15 protein-coding genes are annotated in these 18,782 nt (G+C 72.1%); 10 read left to right on the top strand and 5 right to left on the bottom strand.

The features are described from left to right. Positions 1-144: 144 nt before the first annotated feature. Positions 145-801 (bottom strand): MBL fold metallo-hydrolase, encoded by a 657-nt coding sequence (locus tag ACXNSR_RS10395; RefSeq protein ID WP_458641799.1) that lies wholly within the window; start codon positions 799-801, stop codon positions 145-147. 206 nt (positions 802-1,007) lie between these two features. Further along, positions 1,008-1,697 carry a maleylpyruvate isomerase family mycothiol-dependent enzyme gene (locus ACXNSR_RS10390; RefSeq protein WP_458641798.1) on the bottom strand — a complete coding sequence of 230 codons (690 nt, stop codon included), beginning with the start codon at positions 1,695-1,697 and terminating at the stop codon, positions 1,008-1,010. 187 nt (positions 1,698-1,884) lie between these two features. Between ACXNSR_RS10390 and uvrA the strand changes: the two genes are divergently transcribed. Next, entirely contained in the window at positions 1,885-4,863 is a 2,979-nt protein-coding gene (gene uvrA, locus ACXNSR_RS10385; protein ID WP_458641797.1) for an excinuclease ABC subunit UvrA, read from the top strand. A 108-nt stretch (positions 4,864-4,971) separates the two neighbouring features. On the opposite strand, the gene ACXNSR_RS10380 is transcribed toward uvrA, so the two are convergent. Beyond that, positions 4,972-5,622, bottom strand: a complete 651-nt coding sequence (locus ACXNSR_RS10380) for an NAD(P)-dependent oxidoreductase (protein WP_458643257.1) — start codon at positions 5,620-5,622, stop codon at positions 4,972-4,974. Positions 5,623-5,687: 65 nt separating this feature from the next. Between ACXNSR_RS10380 and ACXNSR_RS10375 the strand changes: the two genes are divergently transcribed. Next, on the top strand, positions 5,688-6,293 hold the full coding sequence (locus tag ACXNSR_RS10375) for a TetR/AcrR family transcriptional regulator (RefSeq protein WP_458641796.1): 606 nt from the start codon (positions 5,688-5,690) through the stop codon (positions 6,291-6,293). Here the strand turns inward: ACXNSR_RS10375 and ACXNSR_RS10370 are convergent. Then, positions 6,283-7,164 carry a carbohydrate kinase family protein gene (locus tag ACXNSR_RS10370; RefSeq protein WP_458641795.1) on the bottom strand — a complete coding sequence of 294 codons (882 nt, stop codon included), beginning with the start codon at positions 7,162-7,164 and terminating at the stop codon, positions 6,283-6,285. The genes ACXNSR_RS10375 and ACXNSR_RS10370 overlap by 11 nt on opposite strands. A gap of 119 nt (positions 7,165-7,283) precedes the next feature. On the opposite strand from ACXNSR_RS10370, the gene ACXNSR_RS10365 reads away from it, so the two are divergent. After that, positions 7,284-7,715, top strand: coding sequence for a Rieske (2Fe-2S) protein (locus ACXNSR_RS10365; protein ID WP_458641794.1), 432 nt, complete (start codon positions 7,284-7,286; stop codon positions 7,713-7,715). Between the two features lie 62 nt (positions 7,716-7,777). Here the strand turns inward: ACXNSR_RS10365 and ACXNSR_RS10360 are convergent, their stop codons facing one another. Next, positions 7,778-8,719, bottom strand: a complete 942-nt coding sequence (locus ACXNSR_RS10360; protein ID WP_458641793.1) for a hypothetical protein — start codon at positions 8,717-8,719, stop codon at positions 7,778-7,780. A gap of 230 nt (positions 8,720-8,949) precedes the next feature. Here ACXNSR_RS10360 and ACXNSR_RS10355 point away from each other — a divergent pair, with 230 nt between their 5' ends. The 7 genes from ACXNSR_RS10355 (at position 8,950) to ACXNSR_RS10325 (ending at position 18,723) form a co-directional block, all read left to right on the top strand. Continuing rightward, the gene (locus ACXNSR_RS10355) at positions 8,950-9,564 is read left to right on the top strand and encodes a papain-like cysteine protease family protein (RefSeq protein WP_458641792.1); all 615 of its coding nucleotides are present in this window, start codon (positions 8,950-8,952) and stop codon (positions 9,562-9,564) included. A 5-nt stretch (positions 9,565-9,569) separates the two neighbouring features. Then, on the top strand, positions 9,570-10,352 hold the full coding sequence (locus ACXNSR_RS10350) for a hypothetical protein (RefSeq protein ID WP_458643256.1): 783 nt from the start codon (positions 9,570-9,572) through the stop codon (positions 10,350-10,352). 244 nt (positions 10,353-10,596) lie between these two features. Beyond that, positions 10,597-12,633, top strand: coding sequence for an excinuclease ABC subunit UvrC (uvrC, locus tag ACXNSR_RS10345; RefSeq protein ID WP_458641791.1), 2,037 nt, complete (start codon positions 10,597-10,599; stop codon positions 12,631-12,633). Then, positions 12,630-13,577 (top strand): RNase adapter RapZ, encoded by a 948-nt coding sequence (gene rapZ, locus ACXNSR_RS10340; protein WP_030009073.1) that lies wholly within the window; start codon positions 12,630-12,632, stop codon positions 13,575-13,577. The genes uvrC and rapZ overlap by 4 nt, the downstream gene beginning before the upstream one ends. Beyond that, positions 13,574-14,638 carry a gluconeogenesis factor YvcK family protein gene (locus ACXNSR_RS10335; RefSeq protein ID WP_030009074.1) on the top strand — a complete coding sequence of 355 codons (1,065 nt, stop codon included), beginning with the start codon at positions 13,574-13,576 and terminating at the stop codon, positions 14,636-14,638. The genes rapZ and ACXNSR_RS10335 overlap by 4 nt, the downstream gene beginning before the upstream one ends. Then, on the top strand, positions 14,629-15,624 hold the full coding sequence (gene whiA, locus ACXNSR_RS10330; RefSeq protein WP_030009075.1) for a DNA-binding protein WhiA: 996 nt from the start codon (positions 14,629-14,631) through the stop codon (positions 15,622-15,624). The genes ACXNSR_RS10335 and whiA overlap by 10 nt, the downstream gene beginning before the upstream one ends. Before the next feature lie 138 nt (positions 15,625-15,762). Beyond that, positions 15,763-18,723 (top strand): M14 family metallopeptidase, encoded by a 2,961-nt coding sequence (locus ACXNSR_RS10325; protein WP_458641790.1) that lies wholly within the window; start codon positions 15,763-15,765, stop codon positions 18,721-18,723. Positions 18,724-18,782 lie beyond the last annotated feature (59 nt).

Genomic DNA, 18,782 nt, shown 5'->3' with positions numbered 1-18,782 from the left:
CTCGGGGACGGCGGAGGCCAGGGGCGGGGACGGGTCGTGTGGCATGCCGCACCAGATACCCGTTCCCCGCCGCTCAGGGCGCGAGTTCGGTCGTAAGCGACCGGAAGGAGTGCGTCGCGTCCGGAAGTTGACGCGTTGCGGTGCCTACCAGCCGCGCTCGCGCCACTCGGCCAGGTGCGGACGCTCGGCGCCGAGGGTGGTGTCGTTGCCGTGGCCCGGGTAGACCCAGGTCTCGTCGGGCAGCTGCTCGAAGATCTTGTGCTGCACGTCGTCGATCAGGCTGGCGAAGGCCTTCGGGTCGTCGTGGGTGTTGCCGACGCCGCCCGGGAAGAGGCAGTCGCCGGTGAACACGTGCGGGTGGCCGTGCGGGTCGTCGTAGACGAGCGCGATCGAGCCGGGGGTGTGCCCGACCAGGTGGCGGGCGGTCAGCGTGACCCGTCCGACCGTGATCGTGTCCCCGTCGGCGACCGGCACGTCCGTCGCCACCGGGATGCCCTCGGCGTCGAGGGCGCCCGCGTAGGTGCGCGCGCCGGTCGCGTCGACGACGTCCGCGAGGGCGCCCCAGTGGTCGCCGTGCCGGTGCGTGGTGACCACGGACGTGATGCCGTCGTCGCCGATCAGGCTGAGCAGGGTGCCCGCCTCGGCGGCCGCGTCGATGAGCAGCTGCTCGTCGGTGGCGCGGCAGCGCAGCAGGTAGGCGTTGTTGTTCATCGGGCCCACCGCGACCTTGGAAATCATCAGGTCCGCAAGTTCGTGCACGTCGGCGGGACCGCCGACCTTGACCTCTCCGGTGTACGTCATGTCCTGATCCTAGGTCGCTCTTTCGGATCTTGTCGGCCGAGCCCGCGGCGTCCGGTGCCATGGGGTCTCCCCAGGCCCGCCAGGGCCGAGGGGAAGGCCGGCAAGGCGGAGGGGCGCCCGTGTACTTGGGCGTACTCGGGTGCCCCGACAGCGCGGCCGGGTGCGGTGCCGGGCGTCGCGGGCCCGGCAAGATCCGAAAGAGCGATCTAGAGCGGGGGGAGCGCGGGGAGGGGGCCGCCGGAGGTGGTCAGGGAGGCGCCCTTGTCGCCGCGGCCGGCCAGCCAGGCCAGCAGCCCGGCGGGGGTGCCGGAGACGGTCACGGCGGGATCCCCCGCGGAGCCGGTGCGCCGGATCCGGCCGTCGGTCGCGACGAGGGCCACCGGCGGTACCTCCGGGCGGCCGGACCAGCGGTCGGCGAGGAAGTCGATCTCGCGCTCGGTGAACTCGTCCGGGAGGTCGGAGAGCTCGTAGCCGATGTTCAGGTCGACGTGGTGCAGATCGACCTCGACCCAGCGCCGGAACGGCACGTTGGCGGCGAGGTCCGTGACGCCGTTGCGCAGCTCGACCGTCCGCGACCAGTCCTGGTCGGGCTCGGTGGTGGCGATGAAGCGGGCCGCGGAATCACGGAGGTCCGTCAGGTGTTCTTCGAGGGGCCGGCCGGCGTCGCGCTCGATGTCGGCGTCGCGGGCGGTGCCGCTCTCGTACATCGGGCGTCCCTCGAAGACGTTGACGAGGGCGTCCGCATTGCGTGCGAGGTGGGCCAGGATGTGGCCGCGGGTCCAGCCCGGGAGGTGTGACTCCTCGGCGAGGGCTGCGTTGTCCAGTTTCGCGACGGCGGTCAGCAGCCGGTCCGTGGCTTCACGTACAGATCGCAGGTCGTGCACATGATCAGTCATGACAGCGAGCCTAGTGGCTCACCCGGCGCGGCCACACGATTGGGTGAAGCGGTCTGCGGAGTGCCGTAAATCGAATGTGCGTGCTATACGCTCGGAAGTCCAAGGACCCAGTCCATTGCAGAGGCGCCCCCCATACCCTGGGACGGGGGCCCGTGCCCCCGCTCTCTCAAGAAAGGTGCGGACCGGCGTGACCGACCGTCTCATCGTTCGTGGCGCTCGCGAGCACAACCTGAAGAACGTCTCGCTCGACCTGCCCCGCGACTCACTCATCGTCTTCACCGGACTCTCCGGGTCGGGCAAGTCCTCCCTGGCCTTCGACACGATCTTCGCCGAGGGTCAGCGCCGCTACGTCGAGTCGCTCTCGTCGTACGCCCGCCAGTTCCTCGGGCAGATGGACAAGCCCGACGTCGACTTCATCGAGGGCCTCTCCCCGGCCGTCTCGATCGACCAGAAGTCGACCTCGCGCAACCCGCGCTCGACCGTGGGCACCATCACCGAGGTCTACGACTACCTCCGCCTCCTCTTCGCGCGCATCGGCAAGCCGCACTGCCCCGAGTGCCGCCGTCCCATCTCGCGCCAGTCGCCGCAGGCGATCGTCGACAAGGTGCTCGCGCTCCCCGAGGGCAGCCGCTTCCAGGTGCTCTCGCCGCTGGTGCGCGAGCGCAAGGGCGAGTTCGTCGACCTCTTCTCCGATCTCCAGACCAAGGGCTACAGCCGGGCCCGGGTGGACGGGGAGACCATCCAGCTCTCCGAGCCGCCCACGCTGAAGAAGCAGGAGAAGCACACCATCGAGGTGGTCATCGACCGCCTCACCGTCAAGGAGAGCGCCAAGCGCCGGCTCACCGACTCCGTGGAGACCGCCCTCGGCCTCTCCGGCGGCATGGTGATCCTGGACTTCGTCGACCTCGCCGAGGACGACCCCGAGCGTGAGCGGATGTACTCCGAGCACCTCTACTGCCCGTACGACGACCTGTCCTTCGAGGAGCTGGAGCCGCGCTCCTTCTCCTTCAACTCGCCCTTCGGCGCCTGTCCCGAGTGCACGGGCATCGGTACGCGCATGGAGGTGGACCCGGAGCTGATCGTTCCGGACGAGGACAAGTCCCTGGACGAGGGCGCGGTCTCGCCGTGGTCGCTCGGTCACACCAAGGACTACTTCCAGCGGCTGATCGGCGCGCTCGCCCAGGAGCTGGGCTTCCGCACCGACATCGCGTGGGCCGGACTGCCCGCCCGCGCGAAGAAGGCCCTGCTGTACGGGCACAAGACGCAGATCGAGGTCCGCTACCGCAACCGGTACGGGCGGGAGCGGGCCTACACCACGGCCTTCGAGGGCGCCGTGCCCTTCGTCAAGCGGCGGCACGCGGAGTCGGAGAGCGACGCCAGCCGGGAGCGCTTCGAGGGCTACATGCGCGAGGTGCCCTGCCCGACCTGCGAGGGCACCCGCCTCAAGCCGATCGTGCTCGCCGTGACGGTGATGGAGAAGTCCATCGCCGAGGTCGCCGCCATGTCGATCAGCGAGTGCGCGGACTTCCTGGGCCGGATGCGCCTCGACGCCCGCGACAAGAAGATCGCCGAGCGGGTCCTCAAGGAGGTCAACGAGCGGCTCCGCTTCCTCGTGGACGTCGGCCTCGACTACCTCTCGCTCAACCGGGCCGCCGGCACGCTGTCGGGCGGCGAGGCCCAGCGGATCCGGCTCGCCACCCAGATCGGCTCCGGTCTGGTCGGCGTGCTCTACGTCCTGGACGAGCCGTCCATCGGTCTGCACCAGCGGGACAACCACCGGCTGATCGAGACCCTGGTGCGCCTGCGGGACATGGGCAACACGCTCATCGTGGTCGAGCACGACGAGGACACCATCAAGGTGGCCGACTGGGTCGTCGACATCGGTCCCGGCGCGGGCGAGCACGGCGGCAAGGTGGTGCACAGTGGTTCGCTCAAGGAGCTGCTGAAGAACACCGAGTCGATGACCGGGCAGTACCTGTCGGGCAAGAAGTCCATCGAGATCCCGGACGTGCGCCGGCCCGTGAACGGGGAGCGCAGGCTGACCGTCCACGGCGCCAAGGAGAACAACCTGCGGGACATCGACGTGTCCTTCCCGCTGGGTGTGCTGACGGCCGTGACCGGTGTGTCGGGTTCGGGCAAGTCGACCCTGGTCAACGACATCCTCTACACGCACCTGGCGCGCGAGCTGAACGGCGCCCGCTCGGTGCCGGGCCGGCACACGCGGGTCGACGGCGACGACCTCGTCGACAAGGTCGTGCACGTCGACCAGTCGCCGATCGGCCGCACCCCGCGATCCAACCCGGCCACGTACACCGGTGTCTTCGACCATGTCCGCAAGCTGTTCGCGGAGACGATGGAGGCGAAGGTGCGCGGCTACCTGCCGGGCCGCTTCTCCTTCAACGTGAAGGGCGGCCGGTGCGAGAACTGCTCCGGCGACGGCACGATCAAGATCGAGATGAACTTCCTGCCGGACGTCTACGTCCCGTGCGAGGTCTGCCACGGCGACCGGTACAACCGGGAGACGCTGGAGGTCCACTACAAGGGCAAGTCCATCGCGGAAGTCCTGAACATGCCGATCGAGGAGGCGCTGGGCTTCTTCGAGGCGGTACCGACGATCGCGCGGCACCTCAAGACGCTCAACGAGGTCGGGCTGGGCTACGTCCGCCTCGGGCAGTCCGCGCCGACCCTGTCGGGCGGTGAGGCCCAGCGCGTGAAGCTGGCCTCCGAGCTCCAGAAGCGTTCCACGGGCCGGACGGTCTACGTGCTGGACGAGCCGACCACGGGTCTGCACTTCGAGGACATCTCGAAGCTGATCAAGGTGCTGTCGGGTCTGGTGGACAAGGGGAACTCGGTGATCGTCATCGAGCACAACCTGGACGTCATCAAGACCGCGGACTGGGTCATCGACATGGGCCCGGAAGGCGGCTACGGCGGCGGTCTGGTGGTGGCCGAAGGCACGCCGGAGGCGGTGGCCTCGGTGGGCGCCAGCCACACGGGCAAGTTCCTGCGGGACATCCTCGGCGCGGACCGGGTGTCGGACGGGGCGCCCGTGGCGCGTCCGGCAGCCAGGAAGGCCCCGGCGAAGAAGACGGCGGCCACCAAGGCCGTCGCCGCGAAGAAGGCGGCTCCGGCCAAGAAGGCGACGGCCCGGGCGCGCAAGGCGTAGACCGTCCAGCCGCCGAGCCGCGTTCGAGTCGGTCTCGCGGCCGGGTCCGGGTGCGCGTACGGCGGGAGGGCCCGGCCCATGGCCGGGCCCTCCCGCCGTACGCCCGGCTCAGGTGGCGACGCCCACCGCACGGCCGGCGCAGGCCGGATCCGTCAGGACGGCGAGGAGGGCGTCCGCGACGTCCGCCCGCGGAATGGAGCTGCCGCCGGACACGTTGGCGTCGATCGCGCGGCGGTAGGCGCCGGTGTGCGGCGTGTTCCGCAGCATGGGCGGCCGGACCACCGTCCACCGGGTGCCGCTCGCGGCCATCGCCGCCTCCATGTCCGCGAGGTCCGCGTAGATGTCCCGCAGCAGCCGGCGCAGCAGCGGGAAGACCACGGCGCGGGTGAACACCCCCGCATCCGACGGCAGCGGGCCGACGGGTGCGGCGCTCACCGCGGACAGCGGCCGCACCCCCGCACGGTCCATGGCCGCGGTGATCGCGCTCAGGGCCGGGCCCGCGACGGGCCGCTCCCTCGCCTGCTTGTTGTTCACCGCGCCCAGCGCCGAGACCACCGCGTCCTGCCCGCTCACCACGGGCAGCACCGCGTCGACGTCGGTCACATCGGTCACCGTGGCCACGCGGAGCCGCTCGTGGGCGGGAACGGGAAGCCGCGCCGGGTCCCGTACGACAGCGGTCACCTCATGCCCCGCGTCGAGCGCCTGCCGGACGACCTCCCGGCCGACACCGCCCGTGGCCCCGAACACCGTGATCTTCATCGTCGTACCCCCGCGACCGAGTGGGTGAGTGCTCACTCACCCCTACTTCCCGCTAGGGTGAGTGAATGCTCACCACGAAGTCAAGCCGCCCCACGCCCGAGCGGCTGCTGGACGCCGCCGAGAAGCTGATGCGCACCGTCGGGCTGGCGAGCGCCACCACCAAGGCCATCGCCCGGGAGGCCGGGTGCTCGGAGGCCGCGCTCTACAAGTACTTCGCGAACAAGGAAGAGCTTTTCGTGCGCGTGCTGATGGAGCGCACCCCCAACGCGGGCCCGCTCATGGCCGCCCTGCAGGCCGGTCCGGGGGACCGGGGCGTCGAGGAGGCGCTCGCCGAGATCGCCCGCCACGCCTCGCTCTTCTACGCCGACGCCATGCCGATGGCCGCCTCGCTCTTCGCCGACCCCGCCCTGCTCACCCGCCACCGCGAGGGCGTCCAGGAGGTGGGGGCCGGACCGCACGTGGTGCTGGACGCGCTCGCCGGCAGGCTGCGGCGCGAGCTCGACGCCGGCCGCCTGGGACCCGGCGCGGATCCGCGTACGGCCGCCGCGCTGCTGCTCGGCGCCTGCTTCCAGCGCGCCTTCTTCCTGCACTTCTCCGGGGCCCACGTGGTCCAGCCGGTCGAGGAGTTCGCCCCGGCCGTGGCCCGCACCGTGTGGGCCGCTATCCGCTGAGCTCCGCCGCGTACGGCGGCTCGGCGCCCGCCCGCGTACAGGTCAGGGCCGCCGCGTGGGCGGCGTGGGCCAGGACCTCCGGCCAGTCCACCGGGCCGCCCGGCCGGGCGGCGAGCCGGTGCAGCAGGGCGGCGTTGACCGTGTCGCCCGCGCCGATCGTGTCCACCACCGCCACCGGGCGGGCCGCCGCCGAGTACTGCCCGCCCTCCCGCGTCCAGGCCGACAGGCCCGCCGCGCCCCGGGTCAGCACCACCGCCGACGGTCCGGCCGCCAGCCAGTCCTCGACCCGGCCGCCCAGCCAGGCCGCGTCCTCCTCCGACAGCTTGAGGACGCCCGTGTGCGGCAGCAGCCGTTCCAGGAAGCGTGCGCGGTACGCCGCCGGATCAGCGATCAGCGCCGGCCGGATGTTGGGGTCCAGCAGGGTCAGCACCCCGCGCCGGGACTCCCGGCGCAGCAGGGCCTCGTACGCGCTCGCCCCCGGCTCCAGGACCAGCGAGCAGGTGCCGAGCGCGAGGGCCCGTACCCCCTCCGGAAGGGCGGGCGGCAGCGTGAACATCCGGTCCGCCGTGCCCTCGACGTAGAAGCCGTAGGAGGCCGAGCCGTCCGGGGCCAGCGAGGGCACGGCGAGCGTCGTCGGCTCCGGTCCGCGCTGGACCAGCGACAGGTCCACCCCGGCGGCCCGCAGCCCGGCCAGCAGGCTCTCCCCGAAGCCGTCCGAGGAGACCCGGGAACAGAAGGCCACCTCGGCGCCGAGCCGCCCGAGCGCGAGCGCGGTGTTGTACGGTCCGCCGCCCGGCCGGGGCAGCAGCGCCCCGGGCGGCCGCGCCGCGGGCACCAGGTCGATGAGGGCTTCTCCGCCGACGACGATCACGCGGGGGAAGCTACCTCATGGGGCGGAGGTATCGTCGGGTGGGCCGGTGCCCCGGCCGGGTTCCGGCCCGTGCCCCGCCCGCATCCCGTCCCCACGTGCCCGCACCTCAGGAGAACCGCATGCCCGCGCCGCAGTCGCCCGCCCGCCGTACCGTCCTCAAGGGCGCCGCCGCGCTCGCCGGGGCCGCGGGTGCCGGAGCGACCCTCGCGGCCTGCTCCACCGAGACCAACAGCGGCGGCCGCACCCCCGCCACCCCCACCGCGCCGGTGGACCTGGGCGCCGCGGCCGATGTCCCGGTGGGCGGTGCGAAGCTCTACCGGGAGGAGAAGCTGATCGTCAGCTGCCCGGCGGAGGGCCAGTACAAGGCCTTCAGCGCGCAGTGCACGCACGCCGGCTGCGTCCTGGACAAGATCGTCGAGGGTGAGGGGAACTGCCCCTGCCACGGCAGCCGTTTCGACGTGAAGACCGGCGCGGTCCTGCGCGGTCCGGCCGCCGCCCCGCTGCCCGCCGTTCCGGTCCGGGCCGAGAACGGCAAGCTCGTCGCGGGCTGACCCGCGACCGCGACCGCGATTGCGACCGCGTCCGCACCCGCCACCGCGTCCGCAGACGGACATCAGTCCCAGTCCCAGGCGATCCCGAGGATCCCGCGCCGCACCGACTGCTCCACCAGGTGGACCGCCCGGTGCCGGCCGCTGGGCGTCAGGTCCACCAGACCGGTCCGCGGGGCCCCGGGCCCGTCCCGGACGAAGCGCCGGCAGCGCACCGGCAGGGCCGCCTCGTCGAAGCCGACCTGGAGCATGTACTGGCCGCCGGCGTAGCTGAACCCGCGCACGTACTCGCCGCTGCGTGCCCCGGTGCCGTCCTCGACCGCGTAGCCGAAGACGTGGGTGTCCCCGCGCCTCAGCCGCGCGTCGAAGAGCAGCTCGGCGACCACCACCCCGGACTCCGGATGGCACCGCACCCGGCCCGTGCGGCAGTTCTCGTACGCCGTCACGCGCATCCGGGACACGTCGCAGCCGGGGTCGCCGTGGTGGACGGCCAGGTAGCGGTCGACGCCGTCGCGGTGCGCCCGGACGATCTGCTGCGATTCGCGGACGCGCAGCTCACCCGCCGGTCCGATACGGACCCGCTCGTGGTGGCCGACCGAGTGCAGCCCGCCGTCCGGCGGGAGGTCCATCCCGTCCAGCAGCCGCTCCACCGTCCCGCCCAGGCTGAACAGGGCCCGGTACGAGCGGGTGGGCGGGCGCGCGGACCCGGGCCCGGGATCCTGGGCGGCCAGCAGGCGCAGGAGGGCGCCGTCGGGCAGTTCCAGGATCCGCTCCAGGGCGCCGACCGCCCGCAGCGACTCCGGGTGGCGCGGCCGCCGCGCGCCCTGCTGCCAGTAACTGAGGCTGGTGACACCGACCTTGATCCCCTGTGCCGCGAGCCGGTGCTGTACCCGGTGCAGGGGCAGACCGCGGGCGGCGAGGGCGGCGCGCAGGGCGAGGTGGAAGGGGCCGCCGCGCAGCAGCCGGTTCAGTTCCGCCGTGTCCGCCGGATCCGTGGAAGGCCGCATGGCGACTCCTCTGTGAACGTTCACGCGCGCCGAGGTGGGGGATCACGGCGGCAGCTCCGGGGGACCAGGTGAAACGACAGCAACCGTTCACACCGCAGTCCCACCGTTCACACTGCAACGTCACCGCGTATTGAAGCGTGTTGACCTGATCGCGACAACTCCCTGATGCTCCTGCACAGCGTCCGGACGCGCTCCTCCACCCCCCCACTCCCCACCTCGGGAGGAACGCGATGCGCAACCGAAACCGGCGGCTTTCCCCGGCCGCCCTCCTCACCGCCGTGCTCACCGTCCTGCTCCTCGCCCTGCCCGTCGGCACCGCCACCGCCACCGCCGCCGATGCCGACGCGGCGGCCCCGCTCGCCCCGGCGCAGAAGCGCTTGAACATCACCATGCAGGCCCAGCAGAAGACCAACTGGTGCTGGGCCGCCGGCGGCAACACCATCGCCAACTGGTTCGGCCGCAATTACAGCCAGAACCAGTTCTGCAACGCCTCCTTCAACCGCCAGCAGGGCACCGAGTGCCCGAACAACCAGGCCACCCTCGGCAACGTCCAGACCGGACTGCGCTGGGCCGGCATCAACCCCGGCTCGTACGTGAGCGGCTGGCTCCAGTACTCCACCGTCCAGACCGAGATCAATGCCGACCGTCCGATCGAGACCCGTATCCAGTGGTCGAACGGCGGTGGCCACATGCACGTCGTGTACGGCTACGACACCGCGAACAACTGGGTCCACTGGGGTGACCCCTGGCCCTCCAGCGACCGCTACAACTGGGCCTCGCACGCCTGGTACGTCAACAACAGCACCTTCTCCTGGACCCACTCCCTCTACCGGATCGGGGCGTGAGCGCCATGACCCTGCGCGCTTCGGCCGCCGCGGCCGCCCTCGCCACCGCCCTCCTCGGGCTCGCCCCGCAGGCCGCCGCGGCGGTCCCCGAGCCGCAGCCCCGGGCGGCCACCGCCGAGAACAGGGCGGCCGCCGCGCAGGCCGCCCACGCGCCCGACACCCTGGCCACCCTCTCCCGGTTCTTCGCCCGGGAGGGCAAGGTCTCCCTCGCCGCCGCGCAGCCCCGCATCGAGGGCGAGGCGATACCGGTCAACCACCTCTCCCCGGAGTTCGTCGCCGGCAGAGCGGGTGCGTCCGTCGCCCGCCTGGAGTTCCTCGCCAGCAAGGCGGTCTCCTCCGACGGGCAGCAGGCCGCGCTGTGGACCGCGCGGACGGAGGCGGGCTGGCAGGTCGTGAACATCGCCACCGGCGACGACGAGTTCCGCTACGCGCGGCTGGGCGCGGCGAGACTGCCCGGAGGGACGGTCTTCCGGGAGCCGCAGATCGACGCCTGGTACGTGGCCGGGGGCAGCAGGGTGCTGCCACTGGACGAGGACGCGGTGCGGGCCGTGGGCGCGGGCGGCACCAGCCTGGCCGCGTATCGCGTGCGCGTCGCCAAGGCGTACGGGGACAAGCTCCCCGGCTCCCCGTACGCCGAGCGCGGCATGGCGGGCGGCTACGCGGATGCCGTGCCGGCTGCCGCCGAGGGCGCGGAAGTGCCGTGGGCGGCGGGGGCCGGTGTGCTGGCGCTCGGGGCGCTGGGCGTGGCCGCCGTGCGGCGATCGCGCCGGGCGGGCGCGCGAGCCTGATCGGCTGAGCCCCGCCCTTTCGCGGTATCCCGGGCTCTGCCCGGACCCGCGCCTCAAACGCCGGCGAGGCTGAAAGATCGGGGCTCCGCCCCCGGACCCGCGCCTCAAAGGCCGGCGAGGCTGGAACTTCAGCCCGTCCGGCGTTTGAGGACCGGGTCCGGGCGGAGCCCGGAAAAGCTCCCGGCGGCGGACCGCGCCGGAGGCGTACGGTTCGATGTCGGTGCGCGCAAGTAGGGTGGTTGGCATGGCCGACCCTTCCAGCTACCGCCCCGAGCCGGGGCAGATCCCGGACTCCCCGGGGGTCTACAAGTTCCGTGACGAGCACCGCCGGGTGATCTACGTCGGGAAGGCCAAGAGCCTGCGCCAGCGCCTGGCCAGCTACTTCCAGGACATCGCCGGCCTGCACCCGCGTACCGCCACCATGGTGACCACGGCCGCCTCCGTCGAGTGGACCGTGGTGTCCACCGAGGTGGAGGCGCTCCAGCTGGAGTACTCGTGGATCAAGGAGTTCGACCCCCGGTTCAACGTCAAGTACCGGGACGACAAGAGCTACCCCTCCCTCGCCGTCACCCTCAATGAGGAATACCCGCGGGTCCAGGTCATGCGCGGGCCCAAGCGGAAGGGCGTGCGCTACTTCGGTCCGTACGGGCACGCCTGGGCCATCCGCGAGACCGTCGACCTGATGCTCCGGGTGTTCCCGGTGCGGACCTGCTCGGCGGGGGTGTTCAAGCGCTCCGCCCAGATCGGCCGCCCCTGCCTGCTCGGCTACATCGGCAAGTGCTCCGCCCCCTGCGTCGGCAGGGTCACCCCCGAGGAGCACCGCGAACTGGCCGAGGACTTCTGCGACTTCATGGCCGGCCGCACCGGCACCTACCTCTCCCGGCTGGAGAAGGAGATGCACGCGGCGGCCGAGGAGATGGAGTACGAGAAGGCCGCCCGGCTGCGCGACGACATCGGGGCGCTGCGCCGCGCGATGGAGAAGAACGCCGTGGTGCTCGCCGACGCCACCGACGCCGACCTGATCGCCGTCGCCGAGGACGAGCTCGAAGCCGCGGTGCAGATCTTCCACGTCCGCGGCGGCCGGGTCCGCGGCCAGCGCGGCTGGGTCACCGACAAGGTCGAGGCCGTCGACACGGCCGGGCTCGTCGAGCACGCCCTCCAGCAGCTGTACGGCGAGGAGAAGGGCGAGGCCGTGCCCAAGGAGGTGCTGGTCCCGGCCCTCCCCGAGGACACGCCGACACTGAACCAGTGGCTCGCCGAGCGCCGGGGGTCCCAGGTCAGCCTGCGGATACCGCAGCGCGGCGACAAGAAGGCCCTGATGGAGACCGTCCACCGCAACGCGCTGCAGTCCCTCGCCCTGCACAAGACCAAGCGCGCCAGCGACCTGACCACCCGCTCCCGGGCCCTGGAGGAGATCGCCGAGGCCCTGGACCTCGACAGTGCCCCGCTGCGCATCGAGTGCTTCGACATCTCCCACCTGCAGGGGGACGACGTCGTCGCCTCGATGGTCGTCTTCGAGGACGGGCTGGCCCGCAAGAGCGAGTACCGGCGCTTCCAGATCAAAGGCCGTGTCGGAGACACGCAGGTCTGGCACGGCGAGGGACAGGACGACGTCCGCTCCATGCACGAGGTGGTCTCCCGGCGCTTCCGCCGCTACCTCCAGGAGAAGCTGAAAACGGGCGAGTGGGCCCCCGAGGACGGCGACGGGGAGGTGCCCGAGGACGACGGGCGGCCCAAGCGGTTCGCGTACCCGCCCCAGCTCGTCGTGGTCGACGGCGGGCAGCCGCAGGTCGCCGCCGCCAAGCGCGCCCTGGAGGAGCTCGGGATCGACGACGTCGCCGTGTGCGGCCTGGCCAAGCGGCTGGAGGAGGTCTGGCTGCCGGGCGAGGACGACCCGGTCGTGCTGCCGCGCACCAGCGAGGGCCTCTACCTGCTCCAGCGGGTGCGTGACGAAGCCCACCGGTTCGCCATCCAGTACCAGCGCAGCAAGCGCGGCAAGCGCCTGAAATCCGGGCCCCTGGACGAGGTGTCCGGCCTGGGCGAGAGCCGCAAGCAGGCCCTGATCAAGCACTTCGGTTCGGTGAAGAAGCTGAGACAGGCGACAATCGACCAGATCTGCGAGGTCCCGGGCATAGGCCGTAAGACGGCCGAGACCGTGGCCGCGGCCCTCGCCCAGGCGGTTCCCGCTGGTCCTGCCGTCAATACGGCCACAGGAGAGATCATTGAGGATGAGACCCCCGCGTCCGCGGGAGCATCATCCGAACGGGGGACCGAGCAATGACCGAGCACGAGACCGCGCACGACCGAGACGGAGCACAGGTGAGTACGGGCACGACAGTGGAGCCCGGCGAGACCGCCGAGGCGGCCATCCCCGAGCTGGTGATCATCTCCGGCATGTCCGGGGCCGGCCGCAGTACGGCGGCGAAGTGTCTGGAGGACCTCGGCTGGTTCGTCGTCGACAACCTCCCGCCGGCCCTGATCCCGACCATGGTCGAGCTCGGTGCCCGCTCCCAGGGCAACGTGGCGCGCATCGCCGTCGTCGTCGACGTCCGCGGCCGCCAGTTCTTCGACGCCCTGCGCGAGTCCCTCGCCGACCTCGACAGCAAGGGCGTCACCCGCCGCATCGTCTTCCTGGAGTCCTCCGACGACGCGCTGGTCCGCCGCTTCGAGTCGGTCCGCCGCCCGCACCCGCTCCAGGGCGACGGGCGCATCACCGACGGCATCGCCGCCGAGCGCGACCTGCTGCGCGAGCTGCGCGGCGACGCCGACCTGGTGATCGACACCTCCAGCCTGAACGTGCACGAGCTGCGCGCCAAGATGGACGCCCAGTTCGCCGGGGACGAGGAGCCCGAGCTGCGGGCCACCGTCATGTCCTTCGGCTACAAGTACGGCCTCCCCGTCGACGCCGACCTCGTCGTCGACTGCCGCTTCATCCCCAACCCGCACTGGGTCCCGGAGCTGCGCCCCTTCACCGGGCTCAACGAGGAGGTGTCGGGGTACGTCTTCAGCCAGCCCGGCGCCAAGGAGTTCCTCGACCGCTACACCGAGCTGCTCCAGCTCATCGCCACCGGATACCGCCGTGAGGGCAAGCGGTACGTGACCATCGCGGTCGGCTGCACCGGCGGCAAGCACCGCAGCGTGGCCATGTCCGAGAAGCTCGCCGCCCGCCTCGCCTCCGAGGGAGTCGAGACCGTCGTCGTCCACCGGGACATGGGGCGCGAGTGACCGCACGGACCCCGCGGCTGAGCCGCCTGCGCCGCCTCACCCCGGGCCGGGGCGAGGACGGCGCGGGCCGCTCCGGCCGCTCCGGCCGCCGGCGCGGTGCCACGCCCAAGGTGGTGGCACTCGGCGGCGGCCAGGGCCTGTCGGCCTCCCTCGCCGCCCTGCGCCGGATCACCGGTGACCTCACCGCCGTGGTCACCGTGGCCGACGACGGCGGTTCCAGCGGCCGGCTCCGGGAGGAGCTCGGCGTGCTCCCGCCCGGCGACCTGCGCAAGGCGCTGGCCGCGCTGTGCGGTGACGACGACTGGGGCCAGACCTGGGCCCGGGTCATCCAGCACCGCTTCCAGTCCGAGGGCGACCTGCACGGGCACGCGGTCGGCAACCTGCTGATCGTCGCCCTGTGGGAACAGCTCGGCGACCCCGTCCAGGCCCTCGACCTGGTCGGCAAGCTGCTCGGGGCCCAGGGCCGCGTCCTGCCGATGTCGGCGGTGCCGCTGGAGCTGCAGGCCCTGGTCCGGGGGCACGACCCGGCCCGCCCCGAGGACGTGGACACCGTCCGCGGGCAGGCCACGGTGGCGCTGACCCCGGGCGAGGTGCTCTCCGTACAGGTGGTGCCGAGCGATCCGCCCGCCGTGCCGGAGGCCGTGGCCGCGGTCCTGGACGCCGACTGGGTGGTGCTCGGTCCGGGGTCCTGGTTCTCCTCGGTCATCCCGCACCTGCTGGTGCCGGAACTGCTGGACGCGCTGATGGAGACGAAGGCCCGGCGGGTCCTCTCGCTGAACCTCGCGCCGCAGCCCGGCGAAACAGAGGGCTTCTCTCCGCAGCGTCATTTGGAGGTTTTGGCCCGACACGCCCCTAAACTCGCCCTGGACGTGGTGCTGGCCGACGAGGCCGCCGTGCCCGACCGCGAGTCCCTCGCCGATGCCGCGAAACGGTTCGGTGCCGCGGTCGAGCTGGCGCCCGTGGCCAGGCAGGACGGCTCTCCGAAGCACGACCCGGAGCTGCTGGCCGCCGCGTACGACCGTATTTTTCGGATGCATGGAAGGATCGGCCCATGGCGATGACGCCTGCGGTGAAGGATGAGATCTCCCGCCTGCCCGTCACCCGGACCTGCTGCAGGAAGGCGGAGGTCTCGGCGATCCTTCGGTTCGCGGGCGGGCTGCACCTGGTGAGCGGCCGCATCGTCATCGAGGCGGAGCTGGACACCGGGATCGCCGCCAGACGCCTGCGCAAGGACATCCTGGAGATCTTCGGCCATTCCTCGGACCTGGTGGTGATGGCCCCCGGCGGACTGCGCCGCGGCAGCCGTTACGTGGTCCGCGTCGTGGCCGGCGGTGACCAGCTGGCGCGCCAGACGGGCCTCGTGGACGGCCGCGGCCGCCCCATCCGGGGTCTTCCCCCGCAGGTGGTCTCCGGGGCCACCTGCGACGCCGAGGCAGCCTGGCGCGGCGCCTTCCTGGCCCACGGCTCGCTCACCGAGCCGGGCCGGTCCTCCTCCCTGGAGGTCACCTGCCCCGGCCCGGAGGCCGCCCTGGCCCTGGTGGGCGCCGCCCGCAGGCTGTCCATCGCCGCCAAGGCGCGCGAGGTGCGCGGGGTGGACCGGGTCGTGGTCCGCGACGGCGACGCCATCGGCGCGCTGCTCACCCGGCTCGGCGCGCACGAATCGGTCCTGGCCTGGGAGGAGCGGCGGATGCGGCGCGAGGTGCGCGCCACCGCCAACCGCCTGGCCAACTTCGACGACGCCAACCTGCGCCGCTCGGCGCGGGCCGCGGTGGCCGCCGGAGCCCGCGTGCAGCGCGCGCTGGAGATCCTCGGCGAGGAGGTCCCCGAGCACCTCGCGGCGGCAGGCCGGCTGCGCATGGAGCACAAGCAGGCCTCCCTGGAGGAGCTGGGCGCGCTCGCCGACCCGCCGCTGACCAAGGACGCGGTCGCCGGCCGGATCCGCCGCCTGCTGGCGATGGCCGACAAGCGGGCCCAGGACCTCGGCATCCCGGGCACCGAGTCGAACCTCGACCTCAGCGAGGAAATGGCCGACAACATGGCCGGTTAGCCGGTCCCGTACGGCCGAAGGGGCTCGCGCGACCACTCGTGCGGGCCCCTTTGCCGCACGCCCCATTGACATGAGCATGGGCCGGTCTTGAGTCTGGCGTCCGAACGCTTTCGTGGCAGACGACGCCCAGGGGGGCACATGAGTCACCGCGCGAGATCGATCCTCGCCGCAAGCGCACTCGTCTTCGGAACCACACTCGCCGTGCTACCCGCCGCGGCTCAGGCCCAGCCGGGACCCGGCTCCGCATCCGGCGCCGACGAGGTACGGGTCTACGACGCCGACATCACCCGGGAGCAGGTCCCGCTCGTCCTCGCCGCGGGACAGGACGCGCACGAGCTCACCGAGCGGGCCCCGGAGACCGGAACCGCCCGGGTCGAGCTCTTCCTGAGTGCCGGCCAGGCCGGGGAACTCGCGGCCCAGGGCGTCAAGCTGGCCGAGCGCAAGGTCCCCGCCCAGGGCCTCGCCCGCGCCAAGGCGGCCGGGGACGGGGTGTTCCGCCCGTACAGCGGCAAGGGCGGCCTCCAGGAGGAGATCCTGCGGACCGCGCAGGAGAACCCGGGGCTCACCAAGGTCGTCTCCATCGGCAAGACCGTCCAGGGCAAGGACATCCTCGCCCTGAAGGTCAGCAAGAACGCCAAGAAGACCAGGGACGGTGACAAGCCGTCGGTCCTCTACATGTCCAACCAGCACGCCCGTGAGTGGATCACCCCCGAGATGACCCGGCGGCTGATGCACCACACCCTCGACAACTACGGCAAGGACCCGAGGATCACCAAGCTGGTCGACTCCAGCGAGCTGTGGTTCCTGCTCTCCGCCAATCCGGACGGGTACGACTACACGCACGCGGCCGACGGCCAGCGGCTGTGGCGCAAGAACCTCCGCGACAACAACGGCGACGGGAAGACCGGCCCCGGCGACGGGGTCGACCTCAACCGGAATTTCGCCTTCAAGTGGGGCTACGACAACGAGGGCTCCTCGCCGAACCAGTCGAGCGAGACCTACCGCGGCCCGAGCGCCTCCTCCGAGCCCGAGACCGTCGCCCTCGACCGCTTCGAGAAGCGCATCGGTTTCGACTACGCGATCAACTACCACTCCGCCGCCGAGCTGATCCTCTACGGCGTGGGCTGGCAGGTCGCCACCCCCACCCCCGACGACGTCGCCTACAAGGCACTCGCCGGCACCCCGGAGAACCCCGCCGTCCCGGGCTACTACCCGCAGGTCTCCTCCGAGCTCTACACCACCAACGGCGAGGCCGACGGGCACGCCTCCAACGTCAACGGCATCATGATGTTCACGCCGGAGATGACCACCTGCCAGACCGCCTCGGCGAGCGACCCGAACGACCAGTGGAAGCCCGAGGACTGCGCCTCCGGCTTCAACTTCCCGGACGACGAGAAGCTCATCCAGGCGGAGTTCGCCAAGAACATCCCCTTCGCCCTCTCCGTCGGCGAGAGCGCCGCGCACCCGGACCGTCCCTCCTCCCCGGTCGGCCTGAGCGCCGCGGACTTCACCGTGGACGCCTTCGCCACCTCCTACGCCGCCCGCGGCGAGGACCAGGAGGTCTCCGTCACGGCCCGCAAGGCACTGAAGGACAAGGAACTCAACTTCCGGATCAACGGCGGCCGCACGCACGACGAGGACCTCAAGGCCTGGAAGGGCGGCGAGGTCTACGGCGGGGACGACAACAACTGGTTCGACGAGTACCGCGCCGAGGTCGACGGCGCGAAGCCCGGCGACAAGGTCGAGGTCTGGTTCACCGGCCGCGACCGCTCCGGCAAGCAGGTCTCCAGCGAGCACTTCACGTACACGGTGGCCGAGCGGCCGCGTGCGGACGTCCTGGTGATCGCGGAAGAGGGGGCCAAGGCCCAGCACGCCCAGACCTACGTCGACGCCCTGCGCGCGAACGGAAAGTCCGCGGCGGTCTGGGACGTCGCCGTCCAGGGCGCCCCGCACCACCTCGGAGTCCTCTCCCACTTCGGTACGGCCGTCCACTACACCGGAGCCAAGACCCCCGGCGGCGAGACCCAGTTGGCGGTCCGCGACTTCCTGAACGAGGGCGGCAGGCTGATCGAGGCCGGTGAGCTGGCGGGCGGCAACGCCCAGGTCGGCCGCGCCGTGACCAACGACTTCAGCCAGTACTGGCTCGGCGCGTACAGCCGTACGAGCACCGTCGGAGCCAAGGGCTTCGCCGGCGCCGGGGCCCTGAACGGCGCCCGGGGCGACGTCGGGGACGCCGCGGGCAACCCGCTGAACGCCCCCGGCGGTTACACCGTGACCTCCGAGACCCTGGCGCCCGCGCAGTTCCCGCAGTTCAAGAGCGCCCAGGCGGGAGCCTTCACCGGGGTCGTGAACCCGTACGCCCCCTACGCCGGCTCCGGCATGGCCGCGGCCCTGCACGCCGACGACGACTGGAAGCGCCTCGTCCGGACGATCGACCTCACCGGGGTCACCGCGGCCGACCGGCCGCAGCTGAAGCTGGCGCTCAACTGGAACGTGGAGGAGGGCTACGACCACGCCGCGCTGGAGGCCCGGACCGCAGGCGGCGACGACTGGACCACCCTGCCGGACGCGGGCGGCCTGAGCAGTACCGCCGTCCCGGAGGAGTGCGCGGCCGGGTTCTTCGTCAACGGACACCCGTTCCTGCGCCACTACCTCACGCTCGACGCCGGCGGCTGCACCCCGCAGGGCACCAGCGGCACGTGGAACAGCTTCACCGGTTCCTCCGGCGGCTGGAAGCAGGTCTCCTTCGACCTGAGCGCCTACGCCGGCCGGACCGTTGAGCTCTCGCTCTCCTACATCACCGACCCCGGCTCGGGCGGCCGCGGCGTCTTCGCGGACGAGGCGCGCCTCTCCGTCAAGGGCGCGGACCAGCCCGTGGAGGGATTCGAGACGTCCCTCGGAGCCTGGACCGCACAGGCCGCACCGGCCGGAAGCCCCGAGGTTCCCGGCGACTGGGCCCGGTCCGGGGAGCTGTTCAAGTCCTACGCAGCGGTCACCACGCGTGACACGGTGTTGCTGGGCTTCGGCCTGGAGCACATGCCGACCGCGGCGGACCGCGCCGTACTCGTCGGTAAGGCACTGCGCACACTGCACCGCTGATCGGAGCCCCCGTCGTCACTCACCCTGAGTGACGGGGGCCGAAGTCCGAAGGTCCCGTT

This window comes from Streptomyces sp. NC-S4, from assembly GCF_054353315.1.
This window is presented reverse-complemented; position numbering and strand designations above follow the sequence as displayed.